The 16,764-nt window shown below is 43.4% G+C and carries 16 protein-coding genes; 8 read left to right on the forward strand and 8 right to left on the reverse strand.

Annotated features, from left to right (window positions below):
* Window positions 1–12: 12 nt before the first annotated feature.
* Window positions 13–1,113: a siderophore-interacting protein gene (locus tag DFP80_RS07285; RefSeq protein ID WP_113916145.1), complete on the reverse strand. Its 1,101-nt coding sequence runs from the start codon at window positions 1,111–1,113 to the stop codon at window positions 13–15.
* 110 nt (window positions 1,114–1,223) lie between these two features.
* Window positions 1,224–3,365 carry a TonB-dependent siderophore receptor gene (locus tag DFP80_RS07290; RefSeq protein ID WP_113916146.1) on the reverse strand — a complete coding sequence of 714 codons (2,142 nt, stop codon included), beginning with the start codon at window positions 3,363–3,365 and terminating at the stop codon, window positions 1,224–1,226.
* 204 nt (window positions 3,366–3,569) lie between these two features.
* Between DFP80_RS07290 and DFP80_RS07295 the strand changes: the two genes are divergently transcribed.
* Entirely contained in the window at window positions 3,570–4,229 is a 660-nt protein-coding gene (locus tag DFP80_RS07295; RefSeq protein ID WP_113916147.1) for a TetR/AcrR family transcriptional regulator, read from the forward strand.
* A 54-nt stretch (window positions 4,230–4,283) separates the two neighbouring features.
* Here the strand turns inward: DFP80_RS07295 and DFP80_RS07300 are convergent, their stop codons facing one another.
* Window positions 4,284–4,886, reverse strand: a complete 603-nt coding sequence (locus DFP80_RS07300; RefSeq protein WP_113916148.1) for a DUF502 domain-containing protein — start codon at window positions 4,884–4,886, stop codon at window positions 4,284–4,286.
* Window positions 4,887–5,033: 147 nt separating this feature from the next.
* Here DFP80_RS07300 and DFP80_RS07305 point away from each other — a divergent pair, with 147 nt between their 5' ends.
* The gene (locus DFP80_RS07305) at window positions 5,034–5,951 is read left to right on the forward strand and encodes a LysR family transcriptional regulator (RefSeq protein WP_113916149.1); all 918 of its coding nucleotides are present in this window, start codon (window positions 5,034–5,036) and stop codon (window positions 5,949–5,951) included.
* Between the two features lie 113 nt (window positions 5,952–6,064).
* Here the strand turns inward: DFP80_RS07305 and DFP80_RS07310 are convergent, their stop codons facing one another.
* Genes DFP80_RS07310 through DFP80_RS07330 form a run of 5 tightly spaced genes read right to left on the reverse strand, consistent with a single transcriptional unit; the run spans window position 6,065 to window position 10,882 of the window.
* Complete coding sequence (locus DFP80_RS07310) at window positions 6,065–7,336, reverse strand: amidase family protein (RefSeq protein ID WP_113916150.1); 1,272 nt, start codon at window positions 7,334–7,336, stop codon at window positions 6,065–6,067.
* A 3-nt stretch (window positions 7,337–7,339) separates the two neighbouring features.
* Window positions 7,340–7,993 carry a DUF2848 domain-containing protein gene (locus tag DFP80_RS07315; protein ID WP_113916151.1) on the reverse strand — a complete coding sequence of 218 codons (654 nt, stop codon included), beginning with the start codon at window positions 7,991–7,993 and terminating at the stop codon, window positions 7,340–7,342.
* An 8-nt stretch (window positions 7,994–8,001) separates the two neighbouring features.
* Entirely contained in the window at window positions 8,002–9,282 is a 1,281-nt protein-coding gene (locus tag DFP80_RS07320) for a TRAP transporter large permease (RefSeq protein WP_113916152.1), read from the reverse strand.
* Window positions 9,282–9,812 (reverse strand): TRAP transporter small permease subunit, encoded by a 531-nt coding sequence (locus DFP80_RS07325; RefSeq protein WP_113916153.1) that lies wholly within the window; start codon window positions 9,810–9,812, stop codon window positions 9,282–9,284. The genes DFP80_RS07320 and DFP80_RS07325 overlap by 1 nt, the downstream gene beginning before the upstream one ends.
* A 5-nt stretch (window positions 9,813–9,817) precedes the next feature.
* Window positions 9,818–10,882 (reverse strand): TRAP transporter substrate-binding protein, encoded by a 1,065-nt coding sequence (locus DFP80_RS07330; protein ID WP_113916154.1) that lies wholly within the window; start codon window positions 10,880–10,882, stop codon window positions 9,818–9,820.
* Window positions 10,883–11,072: 190 nt separating this feature from the next.
* Between DFP80_RS07330 and DFP80_RS07335 the strand changes: the two genes are divergently transcribed.
* From DFP80_RS07335 to DFP80_RS07360, 6 genes are all read left to right on the forward strand, one after another.
* Complete coding sequence (locus tag DFP80_RS07335; RefSeq protein WP_113916155.1) at window positions 11,073–11,981, forward strand: LysR family transcriptional regulator; 909 nt, start codon at window positions 11,073–11,075, stop codon at window positions 11,979–11,981.
* A gap of 103 nt (window positions 11,982–12,084) precedes the next feature.
* On the forward strand, window positions 12,085–12,888 hold the full coding sequence (locus tag DFP80_RS07340; protein WP_113916156.1) for a putative hydro-lyase: 804 nt from the start codon (window positions 12,085–12,087) through the stop codon (window positions 12,886–12,888).
* A gap of 112 nt (window positions 12,889–13,000) precedes the next feature.
* The gene (locus DFP80_RS07345; protein WP_113916157.1) at window positions 13,001–13,972 is read left to right on the forward strand and encodes a TRAP transporter substrate-binding protein; all 972 of its coding nucleotides are present in this window, start codon (window positions 13,001–13,003) and stop codon (window positions 13,970–13,972) included.
* Window positions 13,973–14,134: 162 nt separating this feature from the next.
* On the forward strand, window positions 14,135–14,653 hold the full coding sequence (locus tag DFP80_RS07350; RefSeq protein ID WP_113916158.1) for a TRAP transporter small permease: 519 nt from the start codon (window positions 14,135–14,137) through the stop codon (window positions 14,651–14,653).
* A complete protein-coding gene (locus DFP80_RS07355) occupies window positions 14,653–15,960 on the forward strand; it encodes a TRAP transporter large permease (RefSeq protein WP_113916159.1) in 1,308 nt (435 codons plus the stop codon). The genes DFP80_RS07350 and DFP80_RS07355 overlap by 1 nt, the downstream gene beginning before the upstream one ends.
* Before the next feature lie 35 nt (window positions 15,961–15,995).
* Window positions 15,996–16,763, forward strand: coding sequence for a 5-oxoprolinase subunit PxpA (locus DFP80_RS07360; RefSeq protein ID WP_113916160.1), 768 nt, complete (start codon window positions 15,996–15,998; stop codon window positions 16,761–16,763).
* Window position 16,764: the final 1 nt, after the last annotated feature.

The raw sequence follows: 16,764 nt of genomic DNA on the forward strand, positions 1-16,764 counted from the left end.
CGTTGCTTGAAGTCAGGAAAGAGCGCTTGGCCCTGCTTCAATAATGTCTTCTTCACTCATCCCGCGTCGCCAATGAGAAAAACACACCATACGCTCTGAGGGTACTTTCATATCGGAGCGTAAATAGTTTCGTATCGCCCGACAAGCTGAAAGCTCGGCTCCAACCCAATAAAAAGCAAGGTCATGATTTTCTGGTAATGAGAGTTCACGAAAAGCATCAATAAGTAATGTTGTTGTTCCCGCTTTCGCTCCACCACGGTACAACCACGTGATGGTAATACCTGATGGCGCGTTTATTTGTTGCTTCTCACAGCTATCATTTACTTCAATAATGGCACATCCTGAAGCGGTAGTAGGAAGCGCCTCTAGAATACGGGCGATTGCAGGCAAGCCCGTTTCATCGCCGGCAAGAAAATACTGTTCCGCAGGTTTTGGACCATGGGCATCAGGTCCAAGTATACCCACAACATCACCTGATTCTGCCTCTGCAACCCATGCACTGGCCGGCCCCTTTCCATCATGCATTACAAAATCGATGTCTAATGTCCCAGCCTCGACATCAATACTACGAATAGTAAAAATACGCGTGGCTATTTTGCCTGTTTCTGGCCAGATAATGCGGCCATCATCTCCTAACATAGGCCACTGATACTGCTTAGTACCTTTGTCTATAAACAAAATACGACAATGAAGTTGATCTGAAACTGCATAACGATCTAAATTGCTTCCCCCAAAAGATACTCTGCGTATACGAGGTGTTATTTGCTGTACATTAGATACCATCAAGACTCGCAAATCAGGCGGCAATACAGCACCTATAGAATCTCCTGTCCATTGAATATCCAGTTTTTCATCTTGAGCCGCGAACTCAATGAGGCCAGTTAACTCAGTTTTCAGCCGATTAAATGATGCTGGAGAAGATGCCTCAATAGAGACATCTAAGCACGTTTGCTTTAGTTTTAATTCCGCGGTTCCAAAAGCAGACACTAAACAATACACATTACCTTTTGTCGTTAATTTAATGTTATGCGCAGCCATTAATTCAACAATATCAGTAAAACACCGAGTTAAGTCCGTAAACTCTATGATTACATTCGCTTTCAAATATGACACTCAGATGCTTCCTATTCTTGTTTTCAATGTATTTTTTTTGTGTGCATTTTTTTCAATACACTTTTTTAATGCATTTGTTCTATGGACGAGATTTTTTAACGTAAGGATAGTTACCATTTATAGCTACCCGTAAGCAGTAGTTCTCTTCCATCACCATATTGGCAGTAATAGTTGTAACTGCAGCTCGCGTAATATTCTTTGTCAAATACATTGGAGATGCTCAGAGTTGTATCTATATTTTTTAATAATGGATTTAACGCACCTAGATTGTAACTGACCTTAGCGTCAAACAATGTATAACCGTCTGTTTTGATAGTGTTAGCGTCATCTGCATAGCTGGAACCAACAACACGAACACCACTACCAATACTTAGTCCATCAAAGAACATGTAGTTCGCCCATAAAGATGCATAGTATTCAGGAGATGTTTGAGGGCGTTTGCCTATATTGGCAGCCACAGTCGATTCTGTTGTTTTTGTGTCTAATCCGGTAATAGCACCGATTAGCTCTAATTTTTTGCTAAGTTTACCGCGTGCTTCCAATTCAATACCACGAGATTGAACTTCACCCTGTTGAACGTAATATCCCGCGGTTGAGCCCGCTGTCAAAACATTTTGTTGAGTTATGTCGAAGACAGAAAGCGTGACAAGAGCATCCATACTAGAAGGTTCGAATTTAACACCAAGCTCCCATTGTTCAGCTTCTGTGGGGATGAAATTATTTCCATCTACATCAACACCAACAGTCGGCTCAAACGAAGTAGAGTAGCTCACGTAAGGCGCTATATTGTTATCAAACAAGTAGTGAAGCCCTGCTCGATGGCTTGATGCACCACTAGATTGCTTGCTGGTTGAATCTGTTAGATTGTTCTCGGTTTCTTGTTTCGTCCAATCATAACGAGTTCCCAAAAGCGCTGTTAAACGGCCTGCTTTAATCTGGTCTTGTAAATAAAGCCCTGTTTGTTTTTGTGTCTGTTTACTATCGGTATAAGTTGAGAGCGATCCAACAGTGATACCGTAAACAGGCGATGTTACATCAAGAGAGTCCACTGAACCGTATAAGTATTCCCAATTGCTAGTTGTTTGTTGGTAATCTAATCCAGCAAGCGCTGTGTGCTGCATTCCTCCGGCACTGAAATCAAGCTGAATAAAGTTATCAGCAACAAAGCTCTCCACATCTTCAATTGAATGCGCAGCCGCTCGGGGTAAAAGGCCGTCGCTAGTCAGCTCTCCGCTCATTTGCATGCCTTGGAAATCTTGTTCTGCAGAAAAGTATCGTGCTTTTGAGCTGATGCTCACCATGTCACTAATGGCGTGATCTAGAGCATAACCAACGTAGTATTGTTCTTGTTCATAACTGTCAAAACTTGGGTCACCAACATTAAGATCTCTATTAAGTGAAGATTTGTATTCGCTATCCGCTAATGAGCTAGGGTAAATAGAATTAAAATACCCGCCTTCAGGGTCTTCTTGATAGAAAGCACTTAATGTCAATTGTGTTTTACTGTCTGGCGTCCATGTTATGACGGGCGCCAAAGCAAATCGCTCTTCGCTTACACCATCATATTGAGAACCTGCGGAAGTACTGACTCCTGTTAGGCTGTATTGCCATTCCCCCTCTTTATCAATGGTTCCTTGGCTGGTAATGCTCCCTTGCAGATAATTATCCGTCCCAATTTTAATATTAGCTTCATTATAAGACGTCGAATCAGGAGAACGGCTAACTTGGTTCACTACCCCCCCAGGGCTAGTATTGCCATAAAGTAAAGCTGATGGGCCTTTTAATACATCGATACGATCCAACAAAAATACTTCGATAGAAGGCACCAAAAAGCCTTGTCCTCTTGGTAACTTCAATCCATCTAAAAAATCCACTGCACGAGTTGCTGTACCAAAGCCCCCAAAACCTCGAATAAAGACACCATCATAACGACTAGTAACATTTGTCGTGGAAAGCACACCAGAGGTGTAATTCAGAGCTTCTTTTACGGTTTTTACATTTTGATCATCCATCTGTTTACGTGTAATAACCGAAATAGATTGCCCTGTTTCTAATACAGATACAGTACTCTTAGTTGCACTGCTAGAGTCATCTTCTAGGTATTGTTCTTCCGTTGAGTTTGCTAACCCTGTCTCTTCTACAACAAGTGCTGGAAGCGTGTTATGGGTTTCAAGAGCATAGCCTGTAGAGGCATTAAGTAATGAAAAGAGCACAATTGAGGTCGAGATTTTTTTAGATACATCTAAAGTCATGAGCTTAATAACCTTCATTTGATATTGATTCGTATTCGTAATTGACCTGAAATATAAATCAAACGGGACGCACCCGTCTAGTTTTATTTTTGTTATACTAAGGAAAACTTCGACTCAAATTGTTATTGTCCATGATCATACTAGAGAGAGTTCGTTACTCATTTTTATTAACAAATAAAAAGTGAGAAGCATAGAGGAGAGATAATGATAGAACAGCCTAAAAAAGAAAAACGCTCAGGAAGGCCGTCAAAAAACAGGACTGAAGAAACATCTAAAAAAATCATCCGCACGGCGGCCAGTTTATTTGCAACGCAAGGCTATGCTGCAACCTCTATTGAACAGGTTGCATCCGCATGCAGTGCTGGGAAAGACACAATTTATCGTCGTTACTCATCAAAACTTGAGCTTTTCCAAGCCGTTGTTGAGGACATGCGCTGCCGTATTGTGGATAGATTGACGTTAGAAATTGAAACAATCAGTAATGAAGGCAATAAATTAGAACACCTAAAGCATATTGCTCGCTGGTTCCTTACTGTGAACTTAGATCCTGAAATGATTGCATTTAAACGTATTGCTCTTAGTGAATCCAAATTTTTTGATGTTAGCAAATCAGCCCAACAACATAGCGACCCAATTATGGATAGATTAATTTTGTTAGTTAAAGAGACACAGAAGTCAAATTTTCTGCGTCAGGGCGATCCTGAAAAATTGGCAATGCATTTATTGCATTCTATCGTCTTTGGGCCATCTAACGACGCTATGTTAGGCAAAACAACGTATAGCTCAGTAGAAGCCCAAAACAATTATTTTGAGCAAGCATGGATGTTCTTTCTATTCGGAGCAAATACTGAGAAACAGTCTTAATATTCATAAAACTATTCCTTTTAGATGCAAGAAAATGGATTAAGAATGGTGCGATTAAGTTTTCTCTGATGTCTCTTTGGGATCCTTTTGGCTTTGAACGCCTGCCGTTAGCGCAAGGCGCATAGCCTCCTCAACACCGATATCCAATTCCGTCAAACGATCCCGGGAAATATAAAGTGTTATACCGCCAATTTGATAACTCAGGGGAACATAAACGCCAACTAAGTCTTGGTCTCCAAACAACTGCTGTCCAGTTTGTTCTCCGGTGATAAAACCGATCACTTGCGCGCCGTTCCACTCAATCGACACAACACTCTTCATTTCCTTCTTTTCCGCCAAGTTAAATACCATCATCATGTCCTTGATGGCACCATAAATAGACTTCACTAACGGAATACGTTCAAAAACGTTATGGCTAAGTTTCACTAAATAACGAACACCGTAAAGATTGACCAAGAATCCAATCAATACCAAAGTGCCCAAGGTGGCAATTAAGCCTAATCCTGGAAAATACAGCACATCAGGAATAAGGAATAACAGTAGTGGCCGAGCAATCGCTTCACCAGTCGCCAGCAACCAATAGATCAAGTACACAGTCAAACCAATAGGTAGAACCGCTACTAATCCTTTAAGTAGTAAGGTAATTAATTTATTCATGTTTATAATGATCCTAGAAAATTGTTCACAGCATACCGCAAGCTTTGTGCCACTCCTATGACTCTTATAAGACTTAACGAAAAGATTGCCGAAACATCGTCCGCCTTATACTCTTTTACGCAATATCTACTTAATTAAGGTTGCTGCATGAACTACAAACGCCTAGAAACCTTCGTTTGGGTTGCTTCATTAGGAAATTTCCGCAAAGCCGCAGAGCGGCTTCATACCACGCAGCCCGCCATTTCTGCTCGAATTTCTGGTTTAGAAGCCGAATTGGGAGTCAAACTTTTTGAACGAGAAGGTGGCTCCAGCCCAATAATGCTGACATCGAAAGGCAAAGAGCTACTCCCTTATGTGGAGAAAATTCTTTATCAAACTGAGCAATTACGAAAACGCGCCGGTCTTTCTACGGCTTATTCAGGGGTATTACGTTTAGGCGTATCAGAAACGATTGTGAACACTTGGCTGCCTGACTTTCTCGCACAGCTTAATAAAGACATGCCAAACCTTGATGTAGAAATGACAGTTGATGTAACCAGTAACCTGACCAACGGTATAAAAGATCGCTCTCTGGACCTAGGACTGTTAATGGGTCCGATTTCCGAAACACATATAGTCAATAGAGAACTCTGTACCTTTGCTCTATCTTGGGTCGCCAGTCCGAATTTAGATCTGCCAGACAGGCTTTTATACCTCGAAGAATTAGCTAAATGGCCAATCATTACTTACGCCCGAGCAACCAAACCTTATGTTGAAATAAATCAAAAGTTCCGTGAGCTCGATGGCGCGCCAGCACACTTTTTTGCCTCGACATCATTAGCCGCTTGCCGCAGTTTAGCCATTAATGCCGTTGGTATTGCCACCTTACCGAACATTATGATAACCAAAGAATTAGAGGAAGGTAAGCTACGTAAAATCAGATCGGTTTGGACACCAAGCGACCTGACATTCACCGCATCTTATTCTGATGAGCCGTTTAACCCTATCGCAGAAGTCGCGACCAATATCGCCGTCATCGCAGCACAAGAATACAACCGACAACAACACATCAATAACATCATCTAAAAGTAAAAAAAGCTTGGCGCATCGCTAACCAAGCTTTTTTAACACTTTAAGAACTGAAAACACTTTAGAACTGAAAACGCTTTAGAACTAAAAACGCCTCCAAGCCAAACTTATTATGACGTTACAATCGGCTCAAATACTTTGGCTAATTCAAGAATCTGCTGATCCAAACCATTTCCCGCGGTCAGCATAAATCCCATAGGTTCATTCTCAGAGAGAAAAGGTAAAGAAATACTGCAGCCGTTTAAAACATTGGCTAACGAAGTATTACGCAGGCACAAAAGGTTCAAACGATCGTATTCAGAATCGTGTTCTAAATCACTCAATTTAGGCGCGACCACCGCAACGGTTGGCAATAAGAAAACCGTATTCGGTTCATCCTCCGCCATTTGTTGAATAAAAGCCTGTCGAGCCGCTTGAGTCTGCTGAAAATCCTCAGCGTTAATAGTTTTCGCACGGGCAATACGAGAAGCAACTCGCGGATCAATATCTGCGCTTGTTAGATCATAGTCTCGGCTATAAAACGCCTGACATTCAAACGCCGAAAACTGCCAAACCGGCAAAGTTTTATACGTTTCTAGCGCCTCAATAAAGCGTCGTTCAACCACCACGCCAGCGGCTTCAAGGCGAGCCAATTTTTCAGCAAAACCTTGTTCAACTTGAGCATCTAAATCATTCATACCAAAGTTACTTGGTACCACTAGTTTCAGCTGAGCAGAGTCCGTGCTGTTTGATGTATCCGCTGACGATGTCACTCCAGACAACACCTGCCACAGCAGTTCACACTCTTCTACTGTTTTAGCAATTGGACCGACTGAATCAAGCTCATCAGATAATGGCAAACAGCCTTTTCTTGATACGCTTTGTTGCGAGGGTTTAAAACCAGTCAGACCACAAAACGCAGCGGGAATACGCAATGAACCACCCGTATCCGTTCCCAAAGTAGCATCTGCCGCACCCAAGGCAACCGACGCCGCCCCACCACTGGTTGACCCCCCAGTAATACGTCCCGCATTTATCGGGTTATCTGGCGTCCCGTAGTGAGGGTTAAGCCCCAATCCAGAATACGCCAGTTCCGTCATATTAGTGTGACCTAAAAAACTCGCGCCCGCTTTTCTTAATGCCGCAACGGCAGCCGCATCTTGATCAGCCAGCTGTGGGTCAATAAATACTGAACCCGCTTGAGTTTTATAACCTTCCACTTGAAACAGATCTTTGATCGAAATAATCGCCCCGTTCAAAGGTCCTTGCTGAGGTTCAACATATTCAAAAAGCTCGGTAAAAACAGCTTGCCCTTTCAAATCGATAATATCTACTGCAGCTTTCCACTTAGCAACCAACTCTCGTCCCTGCCAAGAAAAAACCGCTGGTTTTGATTGCGTCATACATTAGCTCACTATTGGCAATTCTTTGGTGATGTATTCACATGAAATAGTACGATTCAATACTGGATCATGAATACTCATACGAAACTTTTCTGTACGACGTACACCGCCAATCGCTGGGCAGGTTCCACATAACATCGCACTACCTTCAGACAAATTACCTTTCTCAACCAACTCCGTCAAAGGACGAATGTTCGCCAATGAACCTTTTTGATACTGAGCCCAACCTTCACCTTCGTCTACCCAAGATTCAATTAGTAACTCATCCAGATGATCCGCTACTTCTTCAAAATCCCATAAAGTGGAAGAAATAGGCTTTACAGATACTTGCTTTGAATGAGCAACAGAATGCGCTTCTAGCTTTCTATCTGTGTGATCAGAACCCACACCCAGCCATAGCTTTCCTTCGGCCTTAATAATTAATGGCTCAACTTCACCAGAAGTATCACCACTTAATACTTCAACAATAGGATCTTGCGTCACTAGCAAGTTAGATGCTCGGTAAAATAATGGCACAGCAGAAGGTGGCGTCACACCGATTTCTATTAACTCATCAATATGCTCTTGAACAGATGCCATGTCTCGCGCAGTCCAGCCTGCAATGACCAAGTGCTTGATATCGATTTGTTTTGCAGTTTCATTCACGGTAAATAACATGAGATTCCTTAAAAATTATTAGGTAGGTAAAGAGAAATACTTGGGTAAGCAATAAGCAGAATAATCATCAAGATCATCACGCCAACGTAAGGCAAACTCCCCATGACAACATCTGAGATTTTGCCGTTCTTCCGGGCAGAGTTAACAACGTATAAGTTCAATCCGACAGGCGGCGTAATCAATGCCATCTCAACCAGAATGATCATTAAGATACCGAACCAGATTTTGTCGTAGCCGAGTTCCACAATAATGGGAACAACAATAGGAATAGTCGCCACCATCAGCGACAGCGTTTCAATAAAGAAGCCCAAAACGATATACATCAATACAATTATCAACAGAGTCGTCAACGCGCTAAGTCCTAGACCCGTTAAGAGATCTTGTAACGTGCGGCCTACACCCGCAGCCGTCAAAGCGAAATTGAGAACATAGGCCCCCAATACCACCAACATGATCATCGCCGTAATTCGGATCGTACCCGATAAACTATCAAGCAGCATTTTGGTCGAAAATGCCTTGTATGCAACGGCCAACACAAGCGATATCAATACACCAATAGCAGCAGCTTCAGTCGGCGTAGCCCACCCTAAATAGATAGAACCTACAATGCTAAACAGCAACACCAACACTGGCAGAAGAGACTTCAGCGCAACAATTTTTTCTTTCCAACTGCTGTGTTGTTTTGGTCCCCCTAGGCGAGGCCAGATAGAACAGATAATCACAGTCACTATCATAAACATCAGCGCCATGCTGATACCAGGAACAATGCCAGCTAAAAACAGCTTGGGAATTGAACTCTCAGTTAAAAAACCGTACACAATCAAATTGATTGATGGTGGAATCAAAATGCCCAAGGTTCCACCAGCCGCAATCGAACCCGTAAACAAGCGTTGGTCGTAGCCCAATTTTTCTGCTTGAGGCGTCGCTACGGTTGCGACTGTTGCAGCGGTCGCCACCGATGAACCAGATGTCGCCGAAAACATAGTCGCGGTGGCTATATTGGCGTGTATTAAACCGCCCGGTAGCCAAGAAACCCATGCATTGAGTGCGCCATAAGTCTTCTGGGCAACGCCACTTCGTAATAGAATTTCACCTATCAATACAAACAAAGGCACAGCGATAAGCGTTGAGTGATTTGACGAAGACCATAAAACCTGGCCTAAACCACGCATTAAAGGAAAAGGACTAAAAAACTCGTCAATTCCGAACGCCAATAGAAACAGCACAATACCAACAGGAATCGATAAACCGAGCAGGCCTAAAAGGCCAAAAAACGTAAAAGGAAGCATTATTCAGTCCCCGTGCCAATAATATCGTCTACTTGATTGTGTTTACGCTGAATGACCAAGCAAATAGCACAAACCAGCAACACGCACGAAGTGACAGCAAACCATATCCACCCCGCCATCCAGATAGATTGAGGAATAATAAGTGGCGTCTCTAATGACGTATTGGCAAGTGACTGTCGTTTAAAGCTTTTCTCTACAACAGGAATCACATAGTAAGCAGCATAAATCGCTACAAATGATGTCGCACATAGCGCAATAAGGTCTGAAATTGAACGTCCTGCGGCCTTACTTTTATTCCTTAAAACATCAATACGCACGTGGGCTTTTTCTGTTAATGCATAACAAATCCCCCAACTAGAGACAGACGCCATCACATAACCAGAAATTTCTTCTGAGCCACCAAAACTGATGCCAAACTCCCGCAACACAATATCAACCAGAATGAGGAGAATGCAGGCCAGCAATACTAGGCCTGCAGCAATCGCCACTCCATTATTGATACGTTTTAACCAATCAATAATGCGCATCATGGATACTACTCTCCAGCCACAGCGACTTGAATGCCAACGACTTTCCCAACGGAGCTATTCCACTCTTTTACCCAGTCCTTACCAGCACGATCCGCCCAATCAGGTAATACTTTTGAGGTAAGAATATCTTTAGCATGTGCTAAATCAGCGTCACTCGGCTCAACCAACGTCATGCTATGGCTTGGCCCTTTAGTGCATTCGCCATTACCGGTTAAACAAGCCACATCTTGATCAAGATCGCTTTGCGCTGCCGCCCATACAGGCTTCTCAAACTTATTTGCTACTTCCGATTGGATAAACGTTTGCTGTTCAGCGGACAGGTCATCCCATTTATCTAAATTAATTGCTGTAACCACCGGATCCCATCCACCCAATGGTAAGGTCATAAGAGTCGTTGTCACTTCCCACCAGCCCGCACTGTAACCAGATCCAGCCCCTGTCACAGCGCAATCAATCACACCACGCTGTAACGCCCCAGGCACTTCACCAAAACCAATATTGACGCTTTGCGCACCTAGAGCATCTAAGAACTTCGCTGTCATACGACCTGAAGCACGAATTTTCAAACCGGATAAATCTTCTAGGGACGACACTGGTGCTTTACAAAACACAACTTGAGGCGGGTAAGGCACAATAGCCAACACTTTCGAATTAAAGGCTGTCTCATAGATTTTTTCGACCATTGGACGAGCCGCATTTACCATTTTATGGGCTTCTTCTGCTGTATTCGCTAATAGAGGGACATCTAGCCCTTCTAATGCAGGTGCGTCAGCAACGGCATAGTCTCCAACCGTCATACCAATATCAAAAACACCATCACCCAACATGCGAAAAACATCACCACCACCAATGCCCATCTGGTCATGTGTTGTCATAGAAACACTAAAATCGCCCTTACTGTCATTAGGCAATGTACTTGTCCAAAACGGTTGTTCAAATTGTTTATAAAGCGGCAAGCTGCTCCAACTACCGACAATAGAAAGAGAGTCATCTGCAAAAGTATTACCTGCGAAAAGTGCTCCAGCTAAAACAAAAGGAATCCCCGTTCTACATATATTCTGCTTAGTCATATTCGTGTCCTACTTTGTGAATTTGTTGATTACAAATTTTTTTATGTACCCCAAAAGACAAAGCGTCTTTAGATAGGCTAAGTTCAGTGTTAAACGCTGAAGTGATAAAGTCAATTCGCAATTTTCTTTCTAAAGTGATAAAAAAAACCGATCACCTGTATAACCAACGCAAAAATAAAGAGTGCATTAAATGAACTTTGATCAATTAAAAACCTTCCTTTGGGTCGCCAAATTAGGTGGGGTGCGAAGAGCCGCACAACAGATGAATTTATCCCAGCCAGCTGTTTCTGCACGAATTTCGGCGTTGGAAGAAGAACTAGGTATTAAGCTATTTGATCGCCAAAAAAGTGGTGTTGTACTGACAAAAGAAGGCTTACTGTTAAGGTCACACGCGGAGCGAGTGGAAAGCTATTTGTCACAAATCAGAGCGGAATTAACACCGTCAGAAGAAGTAAAAGGCACGTTAAGAATCGGGGTTGCAGAAACCATTGCACAATCTTGGTTGTCTGAATTTCTCTCCGCTCTTAGAAAGCATTATCCAAAGCTGGTTGTCGAACTTTCTGTCGATATAAGCATGAACTTACGCGATCAATTATTAAGTAGAAACATGGACTTGGTGTTTCTAATGGGACCACTATCCGAAGGGAATGTTGAAAACATCACCTTACCTTCATTCGAGCTTGGGTGGTTCTGTCATCCACAAACTGAAAACAAGGACCTAGGCAGCACACCTATTATTTCCTTCTCTAGACTCTCTCGCCCTTACCAAGAACTCATGTCTGAGTTAATGCGACGCTATCGAGAAGTAGGTCAAGTTTTTCCTTCAACATCTCTATCAACTAGCTTTGAAATGATTGCCTCAGGTATTGGCGTTGGTGTGTTACCAATACAGCTAGCGCAACGCTTTATTGAAGCAAACCGTCTTATTTCTTTTGATCCTGGCTGGGTGCCTGAGGATCTTATTTTTACCGCGTCTTATTTAAATGATCCAAGGGACCATACCGTTTATCAAGTCGCACAGCTAGCTCTTCAGATCGCCAAAGAATACGACAAAAAAACCAAACCGCAGAAAAGTGAAGAGAGAAACAAATCGTTTTAATAAAAAAAATTGATCAAAACACCCAAAAAAACACGATTAGACTTTTCTTGGTCGCTAGATCTACTCTTACAGGAAGTTAATAAGGCAAAAATAAGGATAAAAAATGCACTCTCAATCTCAATCAAGCTTATTACACCAGACGCAGATACTTCGACAAGCGATACGTAACAAGTCACATACGGGCGTTACTAGCGGCTTAGCGCAAGGCGCAATGCAGGGTAACGTGGTGATTTTACCTGCAGATTGGGCTCATGATTTTTTGCTTTATTGTCAGAAAAACCCTGTTTCTTGTCCTTTAATTGGTGTTTCGGAGGTTGGCGATTTTACGATGCCTGAGCTCGGCAATGACATCGATATGCGCCACGATATTCCTGAATATTATGTGTATCGCAATGGCGAGAAGGTCGAAAGTCGCTCAGATATTGAAGACTTATGGCAAGACGACATGGTGGCCTTTGTACTGGGTTGCTCTTTCTCTTTTGAGCATGCTTTATCCCAAGCGGGACTCACGCCAAGAAACATAGAAGAAGACGTGAATGTTTCTATGTTTGAAACCAATATTGCCACTGTGCCTGCAGGACGCTTCTTCGGTAACACGGTTGTTACCATGCGACCATATGTCCCAAAAGATGCCATTCGTGCTATTCAAATTACGACTCGCTTCCCGAAAGCACACAGTGCTCCATTACATTTTGGTTCACCGCAAGAGATTGGCATCGCAGATTTAAACAAACCAGATTATGGCGATGCAGTGAACATTAAAGAAGGAGAGGTTCCCGTGTTTTGGGCTTGTGGCGTTACACCTCAGGTTGCCATTCGCAATGCAAAGCCACCGATATGCATCACTCATGCACCCGGAAAAATGCTCGTCACAGATATTTTAGATACGGACCTCGCCGTTTTCTAACTCCTATTAGGAGATGAAAATGTCAGATCATTGAAGCCGCACCGTGCGGGCAAGCACAATCCATCATTATTGATAATAAAAACGAACAACATCAAAAATAGGAACAAACACTATGTTAAAACTTACTAACGCATTACTCATTGGTGGTGTCGCTATCGGCGGCCTGACATCTACAGCCAGTTTTGCGGAAAAATGGCACATGCCTACGCCTTACGGTGATGGCAACCTACAAACACAGATTGCTTATACCTTCGCAAAAGAAATCAAAGACAATAGCGACCTTGATATCACGGTTCACTCTGGTGGTTCGTTAGTCAAGCATACTGAGATCCCACGTTCTGTAAAATCAGGGCAGGTGCAAATGGGTGAAATGTTCTTAGGCATTTTAGGCAATGAAAACCCTATTTATAAACACGATAATATCCCGTTTTTAGCCACGTCTTTTGAAGATGCTAAAAAACTATGGGAAGCGGCTAAACCATCGATCGCCAAAGAACTTGATAAAGACGGCATGATGCTGCTTTACACCGTGGCATGGCCAGCACAGAGCCTTTATAGCAAAGAGCCAGTCAATAGCTTGGCCGATTTAAAAGGTCAAAAAATGCGAGCTTACAGCCCAACGCAATCTCGTCTTGCTGATTTAATGAATACCACTCCTATGACTATTCAGACGCCAGACATTCCTCAAGCTTTTAGTACTGGTATCATCCAAGCTATGATCACGTCACCGTCAACAGGTGTAGATAGCCAAGCTTGGGATTACGTGAACTACTACACAGATGTAAAAGCATGGATTCCAAAAAACATCGTCGTGGTAAACAAGCGTTCTTTCCGTCGTCTAGATAAAGCAACTCAGCAAGTCGTACTGGACGCCGCGAAACACGCGGAAGCCGCTGGCTGGACTCAAATCGCAGCACGCGCCGCGAAAGACAAAGCAACCTTAGTTGAAAATGGCATGGTGGTATCGGACCCATCACCTCAATTAGTTGAAGAACTAAAAGCCATTGGCAAAACAATGACAGAAGAATGGAAAGCGGAAGCACCAAAAGAAATTGGTGCCATCCTGACTCGTTACCAAAAATAACTAGCGATATACATAACCCCCACCCTAGCCCTCTCCTTTCAAAGACATAAGGAGAGGGAGCACTTACCCCTGTACTAAGTGAGATGCTGTATATAAATTCCTCTCCCTGCTAAGGGGGAGGCTAGGTGGGGTCTCTAATTGCTCTTCAGAAAAGTGAACGCTATGAGCCAATTAAAAGAAAAACTCTACCTCTGTTCTGGCCTGCTGTCCGGTTTGTGTATCGTTATTATTACCTCGCTTTTATTAGCACAAATCGTCGGTCGTTTATTCGGTTTTATTGTCCCCTCTGCGGAAGACTTCGCAGGCTATGCACTTGCGGCATCAACCTTTCTTGGATTGGCCTATACCTTCCGTGAAGGCGGCCATATTCGAGTCACCTTGCTGATTCAACGATTTTCTCCGTTACCTCGCAAGATTCAAGAAGGCATGATTCTAATCCTGTCCTTAGCGTTATTGAGCTATTTGTCCTATGCCTGTAGTTATATGGTGTATGAATCTTATATTTATGACGAAGTATCCTACGGCTACATCCCGGTTCCGCTGTGGATTCCTCAACTGCCTGTGGCTATTGGTGTTATTGCGCTGAATCTTGCTATTTTAGATGCTTTAATCACCGTACTACGCGGCAAAAAGCCAGCTTACAGTGAACAAGAAGACGCCCTGTCTTTGGAGGAAATCTAATGGATATGATGTGGATTTCTATCCTACTGGCGTTTGCCATGCTCGCCCTTTTATCACTTGGGGTGTGGGTATCGTTTACGCTAATCGCCATTGGTGGTTTGGGCTTAATTCTTTCTGAAAATTACCAGGTCGACTTGCTCTTCGCGACCTCTAGCTGGGGAGCCAGCACAGCTTGGTCTCTCACAGCTCTGCCGCTATTTATTTGGATGGGCGAAGTCTTGTTTCGTACTCGTTTATCAGAAGATTTGTTCAAAGGTTTATCGCCTTGGTTAGGCGGTGTGCCGGGTAAATTGTTGCATGTGAATATTCTTAGCTGTGGCATTTTTGCTGCGGTGTCTGGTTCTTCTGCGGCAACGGCTGCGACCATTGGCCGCATGACTTTGCCAGAACTGCGCAAGCAAGGTTACAGCGATCGCATGGCTATCGGCACCTTGGCAGGTTCAGGCACATTGGGACTATTAATTCCGCCATCCATTATTTTGATTGTGTATGGCGTCGCGGCCGAAGTGTCTATCGCTCGATTATTTATCGCGGGCGCTTTGCCTGGCTTGTTATTAGTCACCCTATTTATGGGCTTTACCATGATCTGGGGGCATCTACACAAAGACGAGCTACCCAAAACAACAGGTCACGAGACCAGCTGGTCGGCACGCATCAAAGGTTTGCGTAAACTCTTGCCAGTCGTTGGATTAATTGGCTTTGTTTTGGGGTCAATTTATGGTGGCATTACGACGCCAACCGAAGCCGCTGCTATTGGTGTGGCTGGAGCCTTGGTACTGGCCGCATTCACAGGTTCATTAAGTCGACATAGTTTTATGGACAGCTTATTAGGTGCGGTAAAAAGCTCCTGTATGATTGGATTCATCCTAGTTGGCGCACACTTTCTAACGCTGGCGATGGGCTTTTTGGGTATCCCTAAAGCTTTGGCCTTGTGGATTTCTGGCATGTCTTTGTCGCCAATGGAATTGATCTTATACCTCACCGTTTTGTTCGTGATATTGGGCTGCTTCTTGGATGGAATTTCTGTGGTAGTGCTGACTGTGGCTGTTATCTTACCTATGGTTCAAGCGGCAAATATTGATCTGCTATGGTTTGGTATTTTCATTGTCTTAGTGGTGGAAATGTCGCAAATAACCCCACCTGTTGGTTTTAATCTCTTTGTCATTCAGGCCCTGACAGGGAAAAATATTTTGTATGTAGCAAAAGCGGCTCTCCCCTTCTTTTTATTGATTGGCGTTGCTATCTTGTTGATCAGTATTTTTCCTGAGATCGTCACTTTTTTACCAACCACCATGTCTCAAAACTAAGCTCTTAATACATAAATGAGCACAAGGAACCAAACATGAAATTAAATTGCGATATGGGCGAAGCGTTCGGCGCCTGGAAAATGGGTTTAGACGACAAAATCATGCCCTTTGTTGATCAAGCAAACATTGCTTGCGGCTTCCATGCTTCAGATCCACTGACTATGGCGAAAACCGTTGCCTTAGCGAAACAACATAATGTGACCATTGGTGCGCATCCCGCTTACCCAGATTTGGTCGGTTTTGGCCGTCGCAACATGGACATTGCACCTGCGGAATTGAAAGCCCTAATTCAATACCAAATCGGAGCGTTAAAAGGCATCTGCGAAAGCCAAAACACTCAAGTAACTTACGTCAAACCTCATGGCGCTTTGTACAATACCATGATGGCGGATTTCACCGTATTAGACACGGTTATGCAAGCCGTTAGTGAACTGGATAACCACTTGATACTCATGGTCATGGCGGTTCCGGAAGCGCCACAGATCAAACTCATGGCCGAAAAATACGGTATTCAAGTTTGGTTTGAAGCATTTTCCGACCGTTTATACACTGACGAAGGTCGACTCACGCCTCGTAAAGAAGCACACGCCGTTCACGCCAGTTTTGAACTGATTGAGAAACAAGTCGAGCAGCTATGTGAAACCGGCACATTAACAACTGCCTCAGGCAAGCAACTAGCGATCCACGCCGATACTATTTGTGTGCATGGCGATGGTGATCATGCGCTGGATGCAGTTATGCGTATTCGCACTCTGGTTGACCGACTAAAACTCAATCAGCCAAACAAGACAAACGCGAACTAAA

Origin of the sequence: Marinomonas rhizomae, from assembly GCF_003315485.1 — a bacterium.
Lineage (GTDB): Bacteria > Pseudomonadota > Gammaproteobacteria > Pseudomonadales > Marinomonadaceae > Marinomonas > Marinomonas rhizomae.

Bases quoted from the DNA above. Each gene is read 5' to 3' on its own strand.
- DFP80_RS07290 (WP_113916146.1), bottom strand. From the start codon at position 3,365: ATGACTTTAGATGTATCTAAAAAAATCTCGACCTCAATTGTGCTCTTT.
- DFP80_RS07295 (WP_113916147.1), top strand. From the start codon at position 3,570: ATGATAGAACAGCCTAAAAAAGAAAAACGCTCAGGAAGGCCGTCAAAA.
- DFP80_RS07300 (WP_113916148.1), bottom strand. From the start codon at position 4,886: ATGAATAAATTAATTACCTTACTACTTAAAGGATTAGTAGCGGTTCTA.
- DFP80_RS07305 (WP_113916149.1), top strand. From the start codon at position 5,034: ATGAACTACAAACGCCTAGAAACCTTCGTTTGGGTTGCTTCATTAGGA.
- DFP80_RS07310 (WP_113916150.1), bottom strand. From the start codon at position 7,336: ATGACGCAATCAAAACCAGCGGTTTTTTCTTGGCAGGGACGAGAGTTG.
- DFP80_RS07315 (WP_113916151.1), bottom strand. From the start codon at position 7,993: ATGTTATTTACCGTGAATGAAACTGCAAAACAAATCGATATCAAGCAC.
- DFP80_RS07320 (WP_113916152.1), bottom strand. From the start codon at position 9,282: ATGCTTCCTTTTACGTTTTTTGGCCTTTTAGGCCTGCTCGGTTTATCG.
- DFP80_RS07325 (WP_113916153.1), bottom strand. From the start codon at position 9,812: ATGATGCGCATTATTGATTGGTTAAAACGTATCAATAATGGAGTGGCG.
- DFP80_RS07330 (WP_113916154.1), bottom strand. From the start codon at position 10,882: ATGACTAAGCAGAATATATGTAGAACGGGGATTCCTTTTGTTTTAGCT.
- DFP80_RS07335 (WP_113916155.1), top strand. From the start codon at position 11,073: ATGAACTTTGATCAATTAAAAACCTTCCTTTGGGTCGCCAAATTAGGT.
- DFP80_RS07340 (WP_113916156.1), top strand. From the start codon at position 12,085: ATGCACTCTCAATCTCAATCAAGCTTATTACACCAGACGCAGATACTT.
- DFP80_RS07345 (WP_113916157.1), top strand. From the start codon at position 13,001: ATGTTAAAACTTACTAACGCATTACTCATTGGTGGTGTCGCTATCGGC.
- DFP80_RS07350 (WP_113916158.1), top strand. From the start codon at position 14,135: ATGAGCCAATTAAAAGAAAAACTCTACCTCTGTTCTGGCCTGCTGTCC.
- DFP80_RS07355 (WP_113916159.1), top strand. From the start codon at position 14,653: ATGGATATGATGTGGATTTCTATCCTACTGGCGTTTGCCATGCTCGCC.
- DFP80_RS07360 (WP_113916160.1), top strand. From the start codon at position 15,996: ATGAAATTAAATTGCGATATGGGCGAAGCGTTCGGCGCCTGGAAAATG.